This window comes from Candidatus Syntrophosphaera sp., assembly GCA_019429425.1.
Taxonomy (GTDB): domain Bacteria; phylum Cloacimonadota; class Cloacimonadia; order Cloacimonadales; family Cloacimonadaceae; genus Syntrophosphaera.
Window position 1 is genome coordinate 1 of record JAHYIU010000042.1, and the last position, 20,171, is coordinate 20,171.

Here is a 20,171-nt window from a genome sequence, read left to right on the forward strand (position 1 = left end):
AACGTGTCTTGGAATGTATTTTCGCACATGACCCAAATCATTCAACCGATGGACATAATGTATAGGTTATACGTTTTAAGGTAAGTGATTATAACATTAGCATGCCACTTTTTTGGGGGTATGCCTTCAATAAATCTTGACAGATGGGTGAATCCCGACAGATTGCAACCACTTATATGATGGGAGAAGGGATGGAAGAAAGAATAATCGCATTGCTCAAACCCACTCAAATGGTGCATCTGGCCACCTGCGAAAGCGGCCAGCCCAGGCTGCGGCCGATGACCATGATTTATCTGGACGGCAGCTTCTATTTTGCCACCGGGGCTGCGGACAGCAAGTGCGCCCAGATCGCGGCAAATCACAGGGCGGAATTTTGCCTCTTACTGAAAAAGGAAACCAATTCCGGTTATCTGCGCGGAAGCGGAATGCTGCGGCAGGTCGATGACCTGGGCCTCAGGAAGGAAGTGGCGGATTTCGCCCCATTCCTTCTCGACTATTGGCAGGGGCCGGCAGATCCAGCATTCCGTCTGTTTGTGATGGATTTGAAGCAGCTCAGGTATATGAAACCCGGGGACGATTATGAGGTAGTAACAGATCATTGAAGAGCACTTTTTCTCCCATCAGCGGCCAGAATCCCCAGGATCTCCGCTAAACGGTACTCGATTGGACGGTCTATTCCTCATGGCCGTAGGACCGCACGAAACTCCAAAGCCCGAGACCAGCGAGGGTTTTCTCGCTTTCATGCTTTCCTCCCTATAGCTCTATTTTCTCTATAAACATCTCACTGGGGACAGATTCCAATTATATAAAACCAAATTTGATGTCAAGCAATATCTTCGGTCAGGCGGGCCGGTCTCCTGGCCGGAGTCGGCTGGGCATCTAATTCCGCTTGCCAGAACGGTGCTTTGCCTTAATATGTTCATATGGCATCAGCTCAAAACGTAATTGAACACACATATTAAGGAGCAGGAATGGAATCCTTCAGTTTTTACAACCCCACCCGCATCCATTTTGGGGTGGGGGCGATAAAACACCTGGGGCAGGAAATGAAGAGCGCGGGGGTCCGAAAATGCCTCCTGATCGCCGGAGGCGGATCGATCCGCAGCAACAACGTGCACGCCCAGGTCTGTGACAGCCTCAAGGGCCAGCAGATCGACTGGACCGAAGCCTGGGGAGTGCAGCCCAATCCCACTCTGGCTAAGTTGCGTGATCTTATCGCCCAGGCCAAAGAAGACGGGGTCGACGCACTGCTCGCCGTGGGCGGCGGCAGCGTGATCGACAGCGCCAAAGCGACAGCCGCGGGCTATTATCTGGAGGACGTCTGGAACGCCTTCACGGGGCAGGAGAAAGTGCAAAAAGCCCTGCCAGTCTACACCGTTCTGACCCTCTCCGCCACCGGCAGCGAGATGAATGGCAACGCCGTGATTACCAATGCAGAAGAGAAGAAGAAATGGAGCATCGGCTCGCCCCTGCTCTATCCCTATGTTTCCATCATCGACCCTGCCGCCCAGAGCAGCCTGCCTTTCAAGCAGACCGCCAATGGCGCGCTGGACGCCATGGCGCACATCATGGAATTCTATTTCATGGACGACAAGGCCATCGCCACCCTGGCCATCGACAGCGGACTCCTGCGCACCATCGTCGAGATGACCGACCGCCTGAAACACAGCCCCAACGACCTCATAGCCAGGGCTAACCTGGCTTGGAGCGCGACCTTGGCCTTGAACGGGATCAGTGGAGTCGGGCTGAAGGGTGGGGACTGGGCCTGCCACACGATCCAGCACGCCTGTTCCGTCTTGAACCCCAAAATAGCGCACGGCGAGGGTTTGGGCGTGATCTTCCCCGCCTGGATCGAATATGTGAGCGAAAAGGAGCCGGGCCGCTTCGCGCATTGGGCGAAACAGGTCTGGGGCGCGGACAGCGTTTCCCACGCCCTGCACAGGTTCCGGGACAAGATCGAGGATTGGGGGTCGGCTTCCAGCCTGCGCGATCTGGGGATCAGGGAAAGCGACCTGCCCGAACTGCGGGACATCATCATGAGTTCCCGCGGCGTGGGCAAGATCGTGCGTTTCACTGCCGATGAGATCGAGGCCCTGCTGATGCTGGCTTTTTAGGCCTGGGCCGCGAAATTCAGAACTGGCCTGGCTGCAAACTTCCCGCTTGACAAAAGTGCCCTCGCCCAAATCATAGCCGGATAAGATCATTTTGAAGGAAATTCCGAGGATGAACGACAAGCAGCAACTGAAAAGCAAGATCAAGAAACAGGACCACAAAGAGCCTGCCTACACCATCACGCCCCTGCCCCAGGGCAAAAAGTTCCGCCGCAAGAAACCCTGGCTGCAGGACTGGATCGAGGCGATCCTCTTCGCCTTCGTGGTGGCCATGATCATCCGCAACTACACCTTCCAAAACTTCATGATCCCCTCGCCCTCGATGGAAAAGACCCTGCTCACCGGCGACTACCTCGTCGCCAACAAACTCAAGTACTACTTTAACGATCCCAAACGCGAGGAGATCGTCACTTTCCGCTATCCCAAGATCGAAGAGGGCACACCCGAGCATCCTGACTACTCTTCCAACTTCATCCGGATCTTCCATCCCCTCTACATCAACAAATCGACCTCCTTTGGCAAGTTTCCCATCACCTTTTTCCATATCACCTATTACGCCCGCAAGAACGTGGTCAAGCGGGTGATCGGCATGCCGGGGGACGTCGTCGAGGTGCGGGACAAGATCGTCTACATCAATGGAGAGCGCTTTGAGCGGGGCTATGAATGCTACGACATTCCCCAGCCCTCGCCGCCGCAGGCACCGGTGCAGATCTTCCGGCATCGCTTCAAAGAGGGGCAGGACGACGGCATCATCTCCCACAGCGACTGGTACCGCGATTACGTCGTCGCGCCGGATACGACCGGTTCAGCCAGAAAGCTGTTCAACCGCGACTGGTTCGGCCCGATCCGCGTTCCGGAAGGCAAATATTTCGTGCTGGGCGACAACCGTGACGTGAGCGAAGACAGCCGCTACTGGGGATTCCTGGACCGCAGCGACATCACAGGCACGCCCTGGCTGATCTTTTTCTCCAAGGGTATCGAATACAACAAGCTGTTCGATACGCCCCACACCAGATGGAACAGGATCTTCCGCCTGGCCCGTTAGCCGTATACCTGCACATCCCCTTTTGCCTGTCCCGCTGCGGATATTGCAGCTTTTTCAGCGTTCCATTCAGCAGGGGCGCTTTGTCTGTTTATCTGAGGAACCTGCACCATGAGATAGATCTCTTTACAGAGCGCGATCCCTCTCTGCTGCAGGCGAAAACCCTCTATTTCGGAGGCGGGACCCCGTCCCTGCTTGGCGCGGAGGAACTGAATTCCCTCAGCGCCAGATTCCAGCTTGTGCCGGGAGCCGAGGTCACCCTGGAGGTCAATCCGCTGCAGATCACCGCGGATTACCTGCGGCAGCTGAATGAAACACCCGTAAACCGCCTTTCCATCGGGGTTCAGAGCCTGGACGACCAGGAACTGGAATATCTCGGACGCCGCCACCGCGCTGCCCAGATCCCTGACAAGATCAGGCTTTGCCGGGAGCATGGCTACCCCAACATCTCCCTGGACCTGATCTACGGCCTGCCCGGCTCATCGGTGGCCAGCCTGCGCCGCAACCTGCATCAATTCATCACTTTGGAACCTGAGCATCTATCCTGCTATCTGCTCACCCTGGAAGAAGATTCACCCCTGGGGCTCAAGCTCTCTGCGGGCGAAACGCAGCCCCTGCCTGAAGATGATGTCCTTGCCGCGCAGTATGATGCGCTCCGCCAAGAGCTGCGGGATGCCGGATTCGAGCAATACGAGATCTCCAATTTCTGCCGGCCTGGCAAGGCTTCGCGGCACAACCTGGCCTATTGGAAAAGCGAGCCCTACCTCGGATTGGGAGCTTCAGCTTCCGGCTGGCTGCCACCCTGGCGCTACGCCAATCCCTCTTCCCTGGAGGAATACAGCCGCGTTCTGGCTGAAGGGGAGATCATGCCCCAAGCCGAGTTTTGCGGCCCGGAAAGGACCAGGGCCGATTATCTCATGATGGGCCTGCGCTTGAGGGAGGGTATCGACCTGAATGCCTATCAGGAGCGCTTTGGGGCAGACCTGTTCGCGGAACGGAGGCCCCAGATAGACAAACTGCTTGCCCTCCATATGCTTGAATCCAGCCCGTCGCGCCTGTGGCTGAGCGAGCGGGCGCTGTTTGTCTCCAACGCCGTGATTGGAGGATTGCTATGAAGCTGGAAGAACTGCGCCAGCTCCTGGCGGAAAACATCCGGGGCCTGGAATTTGACGGAACCACCTACTTCGCTGGAGGCTGCGTCCGCGATTTACACCTGGGCAGGCCCGCTGAGGTCAAGGATGTGGACATTGCGGTGGAACTGCCTGATGGCGGGATCCGCCTGGCCGTTTTCCTCCAGGAATATCTGCCCACGCCCGAGCCCGAGTACCACAGCCGTTTTGGCACCGCCAGCTCACGCTTCCAAGGTGTCCAGCTCGATTTCGCGATGACCCGCAGCGAGGTCTACATCCCCGGAAACCGCTTTCCGCGGGTGGAATTTGCCGAACTCACTGCTGATTGCCTGAGGCGGGATTTCACGGTCAACGCGCTCTACCAGGACGTCATGAGCGGCTGGATCGTCGATCCCAGTGGCAAAGGGATTGCCGATATAATGAGCAATCTCATCCGCTGCGTCCGCGACCCCATTTTGTCCTTTCAGGAAGATCCCTTGCGCCTGCTGCGGGCCCTGCGCTTTGCCGCCGTCCTGGGCTTCGATATCGAGTCAGACACCTACGAGGCCCTGAAAGACAACGCCCCGCTGGTCTTGAGCCTCAGCCAAAGACGCTGCCAGGACGAACAGGCACGCCTTGAAGCCAAGGCCAGTTTCACAGCCCGGCAACGCTGGCTGAGGATGCTGGATGAAACGGGGATCCGGCCCCATCTGGAAAAGAAAGTGCGGCTGGATTGAACCGGCTGTATTGCACACCAATTAGTGAGGAACAATGTCAGGAATAGTCTTTTACAAAACCAAACAGCTGGCCGACACGGTCAAGTTTTACCGCGAGAAGATCGGAATGGAGGTCTGGCTGGACCAGGGGCCTTGCTGCATCCTGAAAAGCGGGAACCTGCTCCTGGGCTTTTGCGAGGGTCCGGAAGCAGAAACATCCGGAGTGATCACCTTCTTTTACGACCGGCGCGAAGAAGTGGACGCGATGTACGCCAAGATGAAAGGCCTGGCCCGGCACGCGCCCCGGCTCAACGAGAAATTCCACATTTATCATTTCTACGCCAGCGATCCCGAGGGCCGGACCCTGGAATTCCAGCATTTCGAACATCCCCTGCTGCCATATCAGACTATTGACGAGGTTCTCAGGCAGCGCCGCAGCATCCGCAAATATAAGGCAGATCCTGTGCCGGACGATCTGTTGGACAGAGTTTTCGAGCTCTGCCGCCACAGCCCCACGGCCAGGAATCTGCAGGCCTATTACTACGTTGTGGTCAGTGACCGCGGCATCCTGGAACGGATCGTGGAACAGCGCGGCCCGGCCGGAAACCCCATCCTCGCGGCGCCTTTGGCCATCGCGGTCTGCGCCAGCGGTGAAGTTTCCCGGCGCAAGGTCCAGGACGCCTGCATCGCGGCCTACCATCTGCTCCTGGCCGCCCACGCCTTAGGCCTCGGGACCTGTTGGGTGACGGATATGGACAACGATCTGGTCAAGGGCCTGCTGGATATTCCCCAGGACGATTATGTGGCCTGCCTCACCCCGCTGGGCTGGCCGGCAGAGCATTTCTCTGTCCCGGACCGGCACAAGGTCTCAGAGTTCGTGCGCTATCTCTGATCTGGCTGGAATCTGACCACATAAGCAGTTTGGATTTCATCCAGGCATCGATCGTCAATCAGGTTTTGGCTTGTTCCCATCCCCCGTGGACGATCTTTCACGGGTCAAAGCAAACTAAGTCTAAGTTTATTTCCTGCATCATGTTATCCGATCTACGGGAACATCCCTCATAGAGACTGTCTCTAAGCCTTACCTTTCATATTGTTGGCTTATCGCTCCCTTTATCATTACGCTATCAATACGGACTCACTACGGACTTTGTCCGTATTGAGTCCGTATTGACACCGTATTGATAAGGGGAGCCAACTGGGCTGGAGTCGAATCCGCCACGCTGGAGTCTGCCTCGCTGGAGTCGAGCGAGGAACGAGCATGGACTCCAGCAATGGACTCCAGCAAACCCCACAACCAGCATAGCTTGGAGTTCAAAGCCCCGCACAAGACTCTAACTTTTCTCACAACCTGAGGGGGCTTTGGACTTCAAGCAATTCGCAAAGCCAGACGCAGTTTGAAGTCCAACCAGGCCATGTTGTCGCAACGGCGTGCGACACTACCTAGGGGCGGACGCAGTTTCCGGCCTATAATAACGCCGTTCAGTCCATTTAGACAGCTCTTTTCAGCCCCTCCGGGGCTTGGTTTTGGGGGTGGCAAATTCCGCTTTGCCACAGCGGCCGAAGGTCGCTCATGCAAATGAATCGGACTCCGACCGATCGCCGAATCGGAATTCGGCTTCCATGTATCCGTCCCTCTGTTTTATAACATCCTCGTTATCCTCTTTTTCCTCTGCATCTGCGTTCTCTTTATCTGCGCACCCAGCGCAAGCAAATAAGCAGCGGCTGTCTCAGAAAGCGTGGCCAAAGTTGAAATACAAGCCCATTCCTTCCTCTCCCAGGCCAACATCCAGGCGGACAATGAAATCGCTCATGTAGTAACGCAGGCCGACCACCGGATTGGAGACCAGGTCCTTCAGGGCCAGTTGCTCCGGAGAGTGGGCAGCCGCGCCGGCGTCGTAGCCCAGAATGCCTCCCAGGCCTTTGTAGATGGGGAAGCGGATCTCGGCATTGGCCACCACGACCGTGTCATCCAAATAGCGGCCGGAGGAGGTTCCGCGCAGGGAAGTGCCGCCTCCCAGGGGCAGTTTGAATTGGAAGGGGATGTCCCCGCCGCTTTGGTATTTGCCCTGCAAACGCAAGGCCAGCACGGTCTTGGGATACCAGAGCACAGTGTAATAGCGCGCGGTGGTGGTGTTGCGCAGGAAAGAGAATTTGCGGCCCCAGGTGAAGCTGAGCGGGTCACGCCGTTCGTTTTCCGCGTCGCCGCGGAGTTGGTCATGCAGCCAGTTCGTTTCCAGTTCGTGCTTCAAATAGAAGCCCCGGCTGGGATTTTTGGCGCTGTTGAGGGTGTCCCAGCGCAGGTTGATGATGTTGCTGAGATAGGCCGTTTCGGTGTCCTTATCCTGCAGATCTTGCTGCAGGGTGGGGGCTTCCCCGAAATTGTAGAGGCTCACGTGGCTGAACTGCGCCCCGATCTGCCCGTTCAGGTAGCGGTTGAAGGGATGGGTGAGAAGCAGGGAAACATCCAGCGGCTCCTTGGTGAAGATCTCCGGGTCGCCGGAATCGGCGTCATAATCCGCGGGGAAGTACTTGCTGTTTATCCACTTGTCATAATCCACCTTGATGTCGAGGCCAGCGGATATTTGCGGCGCTGGCGCAGTTCCTCGTCGGGCAGGGAGAATTCAAATTTGTACCAGCGTTCGCCTTCGGTGCTGTGAAAAAGGATGAGGTCATAGGATTCGTTGGCCTTGAACAGGTTGAACAAATAGCCCTTGGCGCCGTAGCCGAAGCCGGTGTCCGTGTCGTACATGGCGATGGGCAGGCCGGAGATCTTGGTTTTGGCGGAGCGCGGAATGCGGCCAAAAAGCTCCGGAGCTTTTGCCAGAGGCGCGTTCAGATCGAGCTCAGCCAGCACGCCGTAATGGTCGGAGGGATACAGGCCGTTCACAGGCTGGTTGAGCACCGGCCGGTTATTCAGCACGTCTCCGGGCTGGAAAGCCTTGTCCAGCAGGATGTAATCCAGGCGCCGAAGTTGGGCGGAGTCGAAGGCTGTGAATTTTTTCCAATGTGAATTCGGGTTTCCGCGGGCGTCGTGGCCAAACTGCGAATGGAAGGTGTTGCTGTTGCGGAGCGCGTCCCAAGTGGCATATTCCGGCACTTCGGCTGCGGAATCGATGAATTTGCCTTTGGCCAGGATATGTTCCAGCACGCCGGAAGCAGGTTGAGAGTTGAAATCGCCGGCCAAAATGAGAGGGACGTCCGGCTCCAGTCGGGCGATCTTTTTGAGCAGCAGTTTGGCCTCTTTGGCCCGCTGTTTCACCCCCTTTTCCCATTTATCGCGCACTTTGCCACAATCGCTTGCGGACCAGCCTTCCCGGCCGCATAGGGCTTGCAGGCTGTCTTGGAGGGCGGGCGTGAGGTCCGGATAGGCGGAAAGGTGGACGCAGACGAGGTTGAGGGGTTTGTTTTCCCAAACGATCCTGCCGGCCAGGGCGGAGACGGGGTCGTCGACATGGAAGCTGAAATTGTCGGAAAAGACGCCCGGGCTGCCGGCCAGCTTCCAATCCTCGATCTTTTCCAGCTTCAGGCCTTTTTTAGCCAGGATGGCATTGCCTTCCTTGAAACCTTTGGGGATGCCCAGGCCGAAGATCTTGATGCCGCCAACGCAGACCTGGTGGATCTGGTCCATGTTCAAGTCCCGGGCGAGGCGGCGGCTGTATTTGTCCACCGGGTTGACCTCTTGCAGGAAGATGACCTGGGGATCGATCCCACGCAGTTCGGACAGGAGGATCTGATACCGCTGCTCGCGGATTGCGGGGCTTTCCCATTCCCCGAAGGAGGCGAAGCCGATGTAGTCAGAACCGCTCCAGATATTGAAAGTGACGGCTTTGAGGGAGCCATGGTTTTGCACCTCAAGAGCGCCAGACCGGGCAAAACCCAGGGCCAGGCTCAAACAGGCGAAAAGCAGGGCAAACGCTTTTTTCATCTTGCACACTCCTTATTCCGGATAATCCCAAGCGGCGGAAACGGCAACTCCGCCGCCAAACCTGATTGCCGGATCATCTTGATAATGCCGGTATTGAAGAGGGTGCTGGCTTCCAGACCATAGATACACTCGAGGTTACCGTCAATCATGGTGATGTATTTGCCCTGCGGTTCGCGGATGCGGAAACTGAGATAGCTTATCCCGGCCGAGGGTATCTGCCAAATTGACCTGTGTCTCATAACCGCACCTCTCTTCATGCAATGATCCAACTAATTACTGTCCGGGGGAAATTCAATTGCGCTGAAGCAGGCTGGGCTTACAAGGTTCACTCTGATAGTCGGGTTTCAATTGGGGCAATCTTGATGCTCCAGGAAAATATGTCAAGAAATATCTGCATCTGCAAGAAAAGTAATTCTCACGGTCTGTGCCATCCGGATGATCAATGAACAAATATGCCGCCTTGCCAATTCAGGCCATCTGGCTAAGGGTTTGGCGGCCATATGCTTATCGAGGTGCCGAAAGTGGCGGAGCATCTGCTGGGGGCACGGGCAACTATTTTCTTGACTAATATCAACCCCAATTTGAACTGGCTTTTAATAAACAAAACAGGTGATATTGAATGAACTTAAAGGACATAGTTACCCTTCTGGAGGGTGAATTGCTCTCTCCGGATGCGGATCTTGAGGTTGAGGTCCCCTGCGCTTTCGCGTCGGATTTGATCAGCGACATTCTGATGTGCACCAAAGAGCCGACCCTGCTGCTGACCGGCCTGACGAACAACCAGGTGATCAGGCTTTCGGACATGATCGACATAGTTGGGATCATTTTTGTGAGGGGGAAACGGCCTCTGAACGAGATCGTCGAGATGGCCCGGGAGCGCAAGCTGCCCCTGATCTGCACCAACCTGACCATGTACCGTTCCAGCGGACTGCTCTACAATGCGGGACTTCGCAGCTGCAAGATCTGAGATGGCGGAATACTGGCATATCCGCCTGGGACTGGAAGATCCGGTCAAGAAGTTTTTCAGCCAGGCTCCGGAAGCTGACGTGACGCTGGAAGCGGACATCCCGGAAAAGGATTTCAACAGCGCTGGTCGGGGCTCCGCGGAGGTGAAGAACCTGCTGAAGCGGCTGGGCGTGGATCCCGAGGTCCTGCGCCGGGTGGCCGTGGCTGCCTATGAAGCCGAGATCAACGTAGCGGCGCACTCCCTCGGCGGTTCCATGACCAGCAACATCCATCCCGAGCTGATCCACATGGTTTTCCAGGACAACGGGCCCGGCATCGCCGATATCGAACAGGCCATGATCCCGGGTTTTTCCACGGCGGACGAGATGGTGCGCGAGCTCGGTTTCGGAGCGGGATTGGGCCTGCCCAACATCCAGAAGAACGCGGACGCCCTGCACATCTCCTCGGAAAAGGGCGATTCGACCTGCCTGGAAATTATAATCTACTTTAAGAACGATGGACAATAAGAAATACTTTCACGCCCTCCAGATCCTGGAGGATAACTGCACCGGCTGTACGGCCTGCGTGCGGGTTTGCCCCACCGAGGCGATCCGGGTGCGCGACCGCAAGGCCCACATTGACCCCAACCGCTGCGTCGACTGCGGCGAGTGCATCTTTGCCTGCCAGTTCCATGCCATCATCCCGCGCAGCGATCCGCTCGACCTGATCCACAATTTCAAATACAAGGTGGCGATCATCTCCACCTCCTATTTTGGCCAGTTCACCGAGGACATTTCCTACGAGGTGGCCAAACAGGCATTGTATGAACTGGGTTTTGACGACGTGCAGGAAGAGGCGATGGTGACGGAGTTCATGGTCAAGGTGATCCAGAACTACATCCGCGCCAACCGCGACAAGCGGCCGATCATTTCCAGCAACTGCCCCACCGTGGTGCGCCTGATCCAATTGAAATATCCCTCCCTGCTGCCCAATCTCTTCCATCTTGAAGCCCCGATGAGCATCCTCACCCGCTATCTGCGGGAAAAGATCCAGGAGGAGAAAGGCCTGAAGGAGGATGATATCGGCATCTTCCTGATCGTGCCCTGCGCGGCGCACGTAACCGCGGTGCACCAACCCGAAGGGGCCTACAAACACCTGCAGGACGGCGCGTTTTCCATCGGCATGATCTATGGCAAGGTGCGCGAGCACATCAAGAACCTGCAAAACAACCCGCCCCAGATCGCCACGTATCCCAAAGGCCTCACCTGGGCGCTTTCCGGCGTGCAGGCTGAATTGGTCGATTGCGAGGACATCCGCGCCCTATCGGTGAACGGGGTGGAAAACGTGATGGAGATCCTGTCCCGGGTGGAAGACCACTATCTGGACCAATATGACTACATTGTAATGCGCAGCTGCACCAACGGCTGCGTGGGTGGCTGCTTCAACGTGGAGAACCCCTTCGTGGCCATGAGCCGGATTAAAAAGATGATCAAGGAAGGCGAAAACGGTGAGGTCGACATCCACGAACTCGAAGAGCTTTATGATGAGGGCGAATTTGACGTGGCGCCGCTCACGCCCAGGCCGATCATGGAACTGGACACGGATATCAAGGCGGCCATCAGGAAAATGAAGCAGCTCAACGAGATCCTAACCTCCCTGCCGGGCCTGAATTGCAGCGCCTGCGGCTCTCCCAGCTGCTATGCCCTGGCCGAGGACATCGTGCTGGGCAAGGCCACGATCGAAGACTGCGTGGTGCTGCTGAAACGCCATTCCAAAGAGGATGAGCAGGATCCCCAGCAGAAATAGAGATCAATATCAGGAAAAGAATATGCTAAAACTATCTGAATACCAGGCCGCCATAAAGGGGCTCAACCACACTCCGGACCATGATCCGGCAGCTATCCAGATCAGCGGCGCCTACGTCTGCGACATGCTCAGCGACGTGATGGGCAATGCCAAACCGGGACAGGCCTGGATCACCATCATGAAGCATCTGAACACGGTTGCCGTGGCTTCCCTGGCTGGCTTGCCGGCGATCATCTTTGCCAAGGGCAACCAGCCGGACGGGGCGGTGGTGGAAAAAGCCAGCGCGGAAGGCATCTGCCTGATCTCCAGCGATCTGGACACCTTCAGCCTGGCCGGAATTCTCTATAGTATGCTCAACGCTTAGGCCCGAGATGCGCTGGTTCCGGGCCGACCTGCATCTTCATTCGGTGCTTTCACCCTGCGGTGGATTGGAAATGTCCCCCTCCGGACTGATCGCCCGGATCAAGGCCCTCGGGATAGACTGGATGGCCATCACGGACCACAATACTTTGGCCAATTGCCCGGCCTACTATGCGGTCGCTGCCAAAGCGGGGATAAATTTCATCTGGGGCGTCGAACTGCAGACCTCCGAAGAGATCCACATCCTGGTCTATTTTGACGCTCCGCAGGCGGCGCAAACCTTTGGCAACCAGCTTTACGACAGCCTCCTGCCGTTGGCAAACGATACGGATTTCTTCGGGGATCAAGTTATCATTGACGAAAATGAGAACATTTTAGGAATGGAACCCAAAGCGCTGATAAATTCTTCCGCTTGGGATCTCAGCACAGCCGTGGGAAAGGCCCGGGAGCTTGGAGGATACTGCGTTCCGGCCCATATCGACGCCGAGGTGAACAGCATTATCGGACAGCTGGGTTTTCTGCCTGAAGAACCGGAATTTGACCTCTTCGGCATAACGGCCGGAGCTAATCCGGAAACTTTGCTTCGCGGCCACGCGAAGCTGGCAGGGAAATCTTTCCTGCGCGCTTCCGACGCGCATTACCTGGCCGATGTCGGCTCTGGCGTCAGCAGGCTCTGGGTGCGCGAAGCATCCGTGGCCGAGCTGGCCAAAGCCGCGCTGGGCCTTGAAGACCGTAAGATAGTTATATAAAATATACAACAGGAGGAGTGATGACTCCCGGAACCCAGCAAGACAACCTGCTGTATGACAAGCTCAGAGCTGTCATCGCAGAGAGCAAGGGTCTGCGCAATCCCCTGATCGAGGTGTTGCGCGTCGCCCAGGAAATCTTTGGCTACCTGCCTCTCGAGGTGCAGGAATTCGTCGCCACAGAGATGAACATACCCGCCAGCAAGGTCTACGGCGTGGTGACATTCTACAATTTCTTTTCCATGAAACCCCGGGGAAAATACACCCTGAACATCTGCATGGGAACGGCCTGCTACGTTAAAGGAGCCCCGCGCCTCGCTCAGATGATCGAAGAGGAATTGGGGGCCAAGGTCGGCGAGACCACAGCCGACGGCCTCTTTACGATCAGCGCGGTGCGCTGCGTGGGAGCCTGTTCATTGGCGCCGGTGTTCGTGATCGGGGAAGACACCTTTGGCAGGATCGAAACCAGGGACAAGGTCGCGGAAATTCTCAAAAAGTACGAGTAGGCAGTTTACATGCAAGATATTTCCCTGCATCTGCTGGACATAATCGAGAATTCCATCCGCGCGAGAGCCAAAAACATCAAGGTGCGCGTGATCCACAACGTGGCGAAGAACTCCCTGCGCCTGATCGTGGAGGACGACGGCACCGGCATGGACACGGACACCCTGGCCATGGCGCAGAACCCATTTTACACCAGCAAGTCGGAGCGTGAGAAGAAGGTCGGGCTGGGCATTCCGCTGTTCAAGCAGAACGCCGAGCTTACCGACGGCTGTTTCAACATGACCAGCCAACCCGGTTTCGGGACAGTTCTGACGGTTGAATTTACCCTCGACCACATCGACCGGATGCCGCTCGGCAACCTGCGCGCCACCCTTTTGGGCGCCATCATCGGACATCCCGAAGCGGATTTCAACATCATCCTGATCTACCGTGAAAAGGGCAAGGAGCAATCCTTCCATTTCGAAACGGCCGCCATCAAAGAGGAATTGGGCGACATTCCGCTCACCTATCCCGATGTGATCGAATACATAGACCAAAGCTTGAAAGAAGGAATACAAAATACAAACATGGAGGATGTCTGATGAAGACACTCGCAGACCTTAAGAAGATCCGTGAAAAAGCCCAGGAAGACATGAAGCTTCGTGGCGGCAACGTGCGCATCAAGATCGTGGTGGGGATGGGAACATCCGGTATCGCGATGGGAGCCCGCGAAGTCATGAAGACTTTCCTGGAAGAGATTTCCAACCGCAACCTGACCGACGTTCTGGTCACTCAGACTGGCGAAAAGGGCCTTTCCTCGATGGAACCGGTCGTTGACCTGATCGAAGAAGGCAAAGCCAAGGTCACCTATGGCAACATGAATCCGGACAAGGTGAAAAAGGTGGTGGTCGAGCACATCGTGAATGGAAGAGTCGTCTCCGATTACGTAGTGGCAACCGGCGACTGATTGGAGGTTCGCGCATGTCTCTGAAAAGAATCGACCTGCTGATCTGCTGCGGCTCCGGCTGCGTGTCGGCGGGCGCTCTGAAGATCAAGGACCGCTTCCACGAGGTTCTCGCTGAAAAAGGGATCTCCACCGAGATCAACATCATCGAGACCGGATGCATGGGCCCTTGCGACTACGGCCCCGTGATGGTCATCTATCCGGAAGGCATCTTCTACAAGCATGTCACTCCGGAAGATGTGGAGGAGATCGTCTCTGAACATTTCATCAAAGGGCGTCCTGTCCAGCGTTTGATGCTCCAGGACGAGGATAAGGTCATCTCCGTCCAGAAGGAAGTCCCCTTCTACCAGAAACAGGTGAAGGTGGCGCTGGCCAACTGCGGCTACATCGATCCCGAAAGCCTGGATGAATACATCGCCACCGGCGGCTACGAAGCCCTGGGAACGGTTCTCACGGAACTGGACCCCCAGAAGGCGATCGACGTGGTTAAGCAATCCGGCTTGCGCGGACGCGGCGGCGGCGGTTTTCCCACCCACATCAAATGGCAGTTGGTGCACGACGTCCAGGCCGACCAGAAATACATCATCTGCAACGGCGACGAGGGAGATCCAGGCGCTTTCATGGACCGCTCCCTTTTGGAAGGCGACCCCCACCGCATCCTGGAAGGGATGATGCTGGCGGCCTTTTCCATCGGCGCTTCCAAGGGCTTCTTCTACATCCGGGCCGAATATCCCCTGGCGATCAAGCGCATCAAGCAGGCGATCGAGCAGGCTAAGGAAGCCGGACTGATGGGAGATAAGATCTTTGGCTCGGATTTCTGCTTTGATGCCGAGGTCCGCACCGGCGCTGGCGCTTTCGTCTGCGGCGAGGAAATGGCCCTGATCCAATCCCTGCAGGGCGAGCGCGGCAATCCCACGCCCAAGCCGCCGTATCCTGCCACCAAAGGGCTTTGGGGCAAACCGACCGTGGTGAACAACGTGGAAACCCTGGCCAACCTGCCGACCATCTTTCTCAAAGGCGCGGACTGGTTCGCTTCCATGGGAACCGCCACCAGCAAAGGCACCAAGGTCTTTGCCCTCACCGGCGACATCAAGAACACCGGCCTGGTCGAGGTTCCTATGGGCATCACCCTGCGCGAGCTGATCTTTGAAGTGGGCGGCGGCATGACCGGCGGCCACAAGTTCAAGGCTGTCCAGCTTGGCGGGCCTTCCGGAGGCTGCCTCACCCAGGAGCACCTGGATGTTCCCGTGGATTACGAAAGCCTGAAGGAACGAGGCGCGATGATGGGATCCGGTGGCGTGATCGTGATGAACGATCAGAAGTGCATGGTCAATGTGGCCAAGTTCTTCACCGAATTCTGCGTGGATGAATCCTGCGGAAAATGCCCGCCCTGCCGCATCGGCCTCAAGCACATGCACGGCATCCTGGAACGGATCACCTCCGGCCAGGGCAAGGAAGGCGACATCGAGGAACTCCAGCGCCTGGGCGAAACTATCTGCAAGCTTTCGCTCTGCGGCCTGGGACAATCAGCGCCCAATCCGGTGCTCTCCACGATCCGCTATTTCCGCGACGAATATGAGGCCCATATCCGCGACCGGGCTTGCCAGACCAAGGTCTGCCCGGACCTGCTGCATTTCAACATCGACAAATCCCGCTGCATCGGTTGCTCGCTGTGCGCCCGCAAATGCCCGGTCAACTGCATCAGTGGCTCCAGAGAGGAGAAATATACCATCGCCCAGATCGACTGCATCAAATGCGGCAATTGCCAGGACGTCTGTCCCGTGAAGGCGATCGACCGTGTGCCAGGCCTGCACGAAGATGTGGTCAAACATACGGAAGAAGCGCTCCAGAAACTTGGGCGCGAGGAAGAATAAGGAGAACCCATGTATCAAAAAATATGTGCCAAATACACTCCTGATAAAGACAATCTGATCTATATCCTGCACGAGATCCAGGACACGCATCCCCGGCACTACATCTCTGAGGAAGCGGTCCAGGCGGTGTCGGATTATCTGGGCATCCCGCCCAACCACATCTTTGGCGTGCTCACGTTTTACACGATGTACAGCACCAAGCCCCGCGGCAAAAACATTATCCGCCTCTGCGAATCGCCACCCTGCTACATCAAGGGCAGCGAAAACATCCTGCGCAAGCTGAAGGTCCTGCTGGGTGTGGAAACAGGCGAAACCACCAAAGACGGGCTCTTTACCCTCGAGCTCAGCGCCTGCCTCGGCGTGTGCGGAAACGCGCCTGTGATGATGATCAACGACGACGTCTACGGCGACCTCAGCGAGGAAAGCGTCGAGGAGATCATCGCCAGGATCCAAAGGGGGAACCAATGAAATTCTACCGCAGCCACATCCTGGTCGGCATCAACGAAACCTCGCTGCTTGCCGGAGTCCAGGACTTCATCAAGGCCCTGCGCCTCGAACTGGCGAAGCACAACCTGCAGGAGGAGATCAACGTCCTCGAGACCGGCCCCCTGGGCTTTTTCGGACGCGGGATCTGCCTTGCCGTCTATCCGGAGAACGTGAATTACCAGGATGTCAAGCTTGAAGACATCCCCGAACTCGTGGAAGAGCACTTCCTCAAGGGCCGCCCCGTCAACCGGCTGGTGCTGGAAAGCGTGGGCAAGTTCAGCCCCAAATTCGATTATGACAAACGCATCGTGCTCCGCAATTCCGGCATCATCGATCCCGAGAGCATCGACGAATACATCGGCGCTGGCGGCTATGAAGCCCTCGAAAAGGCCCTGCTCCAGATGCAGCCGATCGACATCGTCAACGAAGTGAAGAAGTCCGGCCTCCGGGGCCGCGGCGGAGCGGGATTCCCCGCCGGCGTGAAATGGAGCTTCACCGCACCCATCGACGCCCCCCAGAAGTATGTCGTGGTGAACGCCGACGAAGGCGAACCCGGCACCTTCAAGGACCGCCTGATCATGGAAGGCGATCCCCACCAACTGATCGAGGGGATCATGATCTGCGCCCGCGCCGTGGGTGCCAGCAAAGCCTGGATCTACATCCGCGGTGAATACAAGCTCTGCATCCAGCGCTTGCGCAAGGCCATCGACCAGTGCCGCGAATACGGCATCCTGGGCAAAAACATCTTTGAATCCGGCTTCGATCTGGACATCGACATCCGCATCGGCGCCGGCGCCTATGTCTGCGGAGAAGAAACCGCCCTGATCGAATCCTTGGAAGGAAACCGCGGCAATCCCCGCTCGAAACCGCCCTTCCCAGGCGTGAAAGGACTTTGGGACGCCCCCACCGTGGTCAACAACGTGGAAACTCTGGCCAACGTGCCCTTCATCATCCGCAACGGCGCGGAGGCCTTCATCCAGCACGGAACCCCGGATTGCACTGGAACCAAGGTGTTCACGATCCTTGGTGACGTGGCCCATCCCGGTCTTTGCGAAGTGGACATGGGCACCACCCTGCGCACCATCATCAACGACTATGCCGGCGGCATGAAAAAGGGCTTCCGCTTCAAGGCTGCCCTGGTCGGCGGCGCGGCGGGCGTTTTCCTGCCCGAGCGCATGCTGGACGTGAAGATGGATTTCGCCAGCCTGAACCAATACGCCGCGGTGCTCGGCTCCGGAGCGATTTTGGTGCTGAACGAGCATCAGAGCGTCGTGGACATGCTCTGGTCCATCCTGCGCTTCTTCCGCCACGAATCCTGCGGCAAATGCTCGCCCTGCAAAACCGGCACCCAGCAGCTCTACCGCCTGATCACCAAGATCAGAAAAGGCGAGGGCAGCATGGACGACGTCGAGCTGATGATCACCATCGCCGAAACCATGTTCAACACCAGCTTCTGCGCCCTCGGCCAGTCTCCGGTGATGGCGATCCGCTCCGCGGTCGAGAACTTCAAAGATGAATTCATCGCGATAACAAAAAAGTAAGATAAAGAGGACCTAGAAATGGCTAAAACAGTAAACATCTGGATCGATGGCCAGCATCTGGAAGTGCCGGACAGCATGACCATCATCGAAGCCGCCGACAAGCACGGGATCTACATCCCCAGGCTGTGTTACCATCCCGATCTCCCGCCCACGGCCAATTGCGGCGTGTGCGTGGTCGAGATCACCGGAAATCCCACCCCCAAGCGCGCCTGCTGCACTCCTGTCGCTGAAGGGATGAAGATCTCCTCCAACAGCAGAAAGCTGCGCGCCTACCGCAAGACCCTGGTGGAAATGATCCTTTCCAACCACGACGTGACCTGCCCCACCTGCGCCGCCAACAATAAATGCGAGCTGCAGACCCTGGCCAACAACCTCGGTGTGGATCCCGACGCCCTGCCCAACATCCTGGTCAAGCAGCCGGCGGACCAGAGCTCGCTATCCATCATCCGCGACGTGAGCAAATGCATCTCCTGCGGACGCTGCATCACTGTCTGCAACGAAGTTCAGACCGTCTTTGCCCTCACCTTTGCCGACCGCGGCATCGACACGCATGTGGATACATCCTTCAGCCTCGGCATGGCCAACAGCCCCTGCGTCAATTGCGGCCAGTGCACGGTTTACTGCCCCACCGGCGCCTTGCGCGAACGCAGCGAGCTGGACGAGGTCTGGGAAGCGATCCTGGATCCCGACAAGCACGTCATCGTGCAGGAAGCCCCATCCATCCGCGTTTCCCTCGGCGAGGAATTCGGCCTGCCGCTGGGCTCCGTCACTCCCAAGAAGATGTACGCGGCCCTGCGCAAGATCGGCTTTGACAGCGTCATGGACACCAATTTCACCGCCGACCTCACCATCCTTGAGGAAGGAACCGAATGCGTCACCAAGCTCAAGGCCGGCGAAAAGCGCCCGCTCATCACATCCTGCTCCCCCGGCTGGATCAAGTTTATGGAAACCTACTATCCCGACCTTGCGGATTGCGTTTCCACAGCCAAATCCCCGATGAGCATGTTCGGCGTGCTGTCCAAGACCTACTACGCCCAGGAACACGGCATCGATCCGGCCAAAATCGTCTCGGTCGCCGTGATGCCCTGCACCGCGAAGAAATTCGAAGCCCGCCGCCCCGAGCTGCGCGACTCCGGATTTCAGGATACGGACTATGTGCTCACCACCCGCGAACTGCTGCGCATGATCAAGGAAGCGGGCATCGATTTCGCCAACCTGCCCGAAGAGGAACCTGATGAGGGAATGAGCTTCTATTCCGGCGCGGGCACCATCTTTGGCGCCACCGGCGGCGTGATGGAAGCGGCGATCCGCTCGGCCTATTTCCTGGTCACCGGCACCGACCTGCCCGATGTGGAGATCAAGGCTGTGCGCGGACTCGAGGGTGTGAAGGAAGCCGCGATCGACGTTCCCGGCTTTGGAGAGGTCCGCGTGGCCGTGGCCCACGGGCTTTCCAACGCGCGCAAGGTCATGGACCGTGTGCGCGAAGGGCTGGCCACCACAGGCGAATCGCCATGGCACTTCATCGAGATCATGGCCTGCCCCGGCGGCTGCGTCGGAGGCGGCGGACAACCCTATGGCAACGACATCGCGTCGCGTGCCCGTCGAGGACTTGCCCTCTATGAGGAAGACCGCGACCTGCCGGTCCGCCTGTCCCACCGCAACCCCGAAGTCACCAAGATCTACGAGCGCTTCCTTGGCGAACCCAATTCCAAGCTCGCCCTCAAGCTGCTCCATACCTACTACTTCAAGCGCTCTGCCAACACCGGCCAGATCGTCGAACAAGCCACCCACAAACACGAATAGCTACCTGCGGCTTTGCTGCAGCTACAACATAAGGCGGGATCCACATCCCGCCTTTTTTTGCCTTGTCCGTGGGGAGGGTGAGTAAAGTTAGGCGGAATGGGGCGTGACCCAACATTTTCCTTGTTCCGCCCTGTCAAGTCCTGAAATAGGTTGACTGTTTTTCGTTGTTATATTTCTGAGCTGTAGTGTCGTATTTGTGCTACAGAGCCCCCCATAGAATTGAATGCCCCCGAGCGCTGGATTCCTCTTTCCAACAA

The 20,171-nt window shown here is 57.2% G+C and carries 21 protein-coding genes; 18 read left to right on the forward strand and 3 right to left on the reverse strand.

Annotation, left to right across the window (positions count from 1 at the left end):
- Positions 1–191 precede the first annotated feature (191 nt).
- The 6 genes from K0B87_05700 to K0B87_05725 all read left to right on the forward strand — a co-directional run bounded on the left by K0B87_05700 (position 192) and on the right by K0B87_05725 (position 5,870).
- Positions 192–602, forward strand: coding sequence for a pyridoxamine 5'-phosphate oxidase family protein (locus K0B87_05700; protein ID MBW6514233.1), 411 nt, complete (start codon positions 192–194; stop codon positions 600–602).
- Between the two features lie 369 nt (positions 603–971).
- Positions 972–2,114: an iron-containing alcohol dehydrogenase gene (locus K0B87_05705; protein ID MBW6514234.1), complete on the forward strand. Its 1,143-nt coding sequence runs from the start codon at positions 972–974 to the stop codon at positions 2,112–2,114.
- A 109-nt stretch (positions 2,115–2,223) separates the two neighbouring features.
- Positions 2,224–3,156, forward strand: coding sequence for a signal peptidase I (gene lepB, locus K0B87_05710; GenBank protein MBW6514235.1), 933 nt, complete (start codon positions 2,224–2,226; stop codon positions 3,154–3,156).
- Positions 3,126–4,268 carry a radical SAM family heme chaperone HemW gene (gene hemW, locus K0B87_05715; GenBank protein ID MBW6514236.1) on the forward strand — a complete coding sequence of 381 codons (1,143 nt, stop codon included), beginning with the start codon at positions 3,126–3,128 and terminating at the stop codon, positions 4,266–4,268. The genes lepB and hemW overlap by 31 nt, the downstream gene beginning before the upstream one ends.
- Complete coding sequence (locus K0B87_05720; protein ID MBW6514237.1) at positions 4,265–4,999, forward strand: CCA tRNA nucleotidyltransferase; 735 nt, start codon at positions 4,265–4,267, stop codon at positions 4,997–4,999. The genes hemW and K0B87_05720 overlap by 4 nt, the downstream gene beginning before the upstream one ends.
- A 34-nt stretch (positions 5,000–5,033) precedes the next feature.
- Positions 5,034–5,870 (forward strand): nitroreductase family protein, encoded by an 837-nt coding sequence (locus K0B87_05725; protein MBW6514238.1) that lies wholly within the window; start codon positions 5,034–5,036, stop codon positions 5,868–5,870.
- An 838-nt stretch (positions 5,871–6,708) separates the two neighbouring features.
- On the opposite strand, the gene K0B87_05730 is transcribed toward K0B87_05725, so the two are convergent.
- Genes K0B87_05730 through K0B87_05740 form a run of 3 tightly spaced genes read right to left on the reverse strand, consistent with a single transcriptional unit; the run spans position 6,709 to position 9,145 of the window.
- Positions 6,709–7,539, reverse strand: a complete 831-nt coding sequence (locus K0B87_05730) for an outer membrane protein assembly factor (protein MBW6514239.1) — start codon at positions 7,537–7,539, stop codon at positions 6,709–6,711.
- Entirely contained in the window at positions 7,518–8,906 is a 1,389-nt protein-coding gene (locus K0B87_05735; protein MBW6514240.1) for an endonuclease/exonuclease/phosphatase family protein, read from the reverse strand. Before K0B87_05735 ends, K0B87_05730 begins: the two co-directional genes overlap by 22 nt.
- Positions 8,903–9,145 carry a hypothetical protein gene (locus K0B87_05740; protein ID MBW6514241.1) on the reverse strand — a complete coding sequence of 81 codons (243 nt, stop codon included), beginning with the start codon at positions 9,143–9,145 and terminating at the stop codon, positions 8,903–8,905. The genes K0B87_05735 and K0B87_05740 overlap by 4 nt, the downstream gene beginning before the upstream one ends.
- A 380-nt stretch (positions 9,146–9,525) precedes the next feature.
- On the opposite strand from K0B87_05740, the gene K0B87_05745 reads away from it, so the two are divergent.
- From K0B87_05745 to K0B87_05800, 12 genes are read left to right on the forward strand one after another with little or no spacing between them, the layout of a single operon-like run.
- Positions 9,526–9,873, forward strand: a complete 348-nt coding sequence (locus tag K0B87_05745; GenBank protein MBW6514242.1) for a transcriptional regulator — start codon at positions 9,526–9,528, stop codon at positions 9,871–9,873.
- Entirely contained in the window at positions 9,845–10,378 is a 534-nt protein-coding gene (locus tag K0B87_05750) for an ATP-binding protein (protein ID MBW6514243.1), read from the forward strand. The genes K0B87_05745 and K0B87_05750 overlap by 29 nt, the downstream gene beginning before the upstream one ends.
- Positions 10,368–11,657, forward strand: a complete 1,290-nt coding sequence (locus K0B87_05755; protein ID MBW6514244.1) for a 4Fe-4S binding protein — start codon at positions 10,368–10,370, stop codon at positions 11,655–11,657. The genes K0B87_05750 and K0B87_05755 overlap by 11 nt, the downstream gene beginning before the upstream one ends.
- 22 nt (positions 11,658–11,679) lie before the next feature.
- A complete protein-coding gene (locus K0B87_05760) occupies positions 11,680–12,021 on the forward strand; it encodes a hypothetical protein (GenBank protein MBW6514245.1) in 342 nt (113 codons plus the stop codon).
- A gap of 7 nt (positions 12,022–12,028) precedes the next feature.
- Positions 12,029–12,766 carry a PHP domain-containing protein gene (locus K0B87_05765; GenBank protein MBW6514246.1) on the forward strand — a complete coding sequence of 246 codons (738 nt, stop codon included), beginning with the start codon at positions 12,029–12,031 and terminating at the stop codon, positions 12,764–12,766.
- 20 nt (positions 12,767–12,786) lie between these two features.
- Positions 12,787–13,269: an NAD(P)H-dependent oxidoreductase subunit E gene (locus K0B87_05770; protein ID MBW6514247.1), complete on the forward strand. Its 483-nt coding sequence runs from the start codon at positions 12,787–12,789 to the stop codon at positions 13,267–13,269.
- A 9-nt stretch (positions 13,270–13,278) separates the two neighbouring features.
- A complete protein-coding gene (locus K0B87_05775) occupies positions 13,279–13,848 on the forward strand; it encodes an ATP-binding protein (GenBank protein MBW6514248.1) in 570 nt (189 codons plus the stop codon).
- Entirely contained in the window at positions 13,848–14,213 is a 366-nt protein-coding gene (locus tag K0B87_05780) for a (2Fe-2S) ferredoxin domain-containing protein (GenBank protein ID MBW6514249.1), read from the forward strand. The genes K0B87_05775 and K0B87_05780 overlap by 1 nt, the downstream gene beginning before the upstream one ends.
- 14 nt (positions 14,214–14,227) lie before the next feature.
- Entirely contained in the window at positions 14,228–16,084 is a 1,857-nt protein-coding gene (locus K0B87_05785) for an NADH-quinone oxidoreductase subunit NuoF (protein MBW6514250.1), read from the forward strand.
- Between the two features lie 9 nt (positions 16,085–16,093).
- A complete protein-coding gene (nuoE, locus tag K0B87_05790; GenBank protein MBW6514251.1) occupies positions 16,094–16,552 on the forward strand; it encodes an NADH-quinone oxidoreductase subunit NuoE in 459 nt (152 codons plus the stop codon).
- Positions 16,549–18,111 (forward strand): NADH-quinone oxidoreductase subunit NuoF, encoded by a 1,563-nt coding sequence (gene nuoF, locus K0B87_05795; GenBank protein MBW6514252.1) that lies wholly within the window; start codon positions 16,549–16,551, stop codon positions 18,109–18,111. Before nuoE ends, nuoF begins: the two co-directional genes overlap by 4 nt.
- Positions 18,112–18,129: 18 nt before the next feature.
- On the forward strand, positions 18,130–19,914 hold the full coding sequence (locus K0B87_05800) for a [FeFe] hydrogenase, group A (GenBank protein MBW6514253.1): 1,785 nt from the start codon (positions 18,130–18,132) through the stop codon (positions 19,912–19,914).
- Positions 19,915–20,171 lie beyond the last annotated feature (257 nt).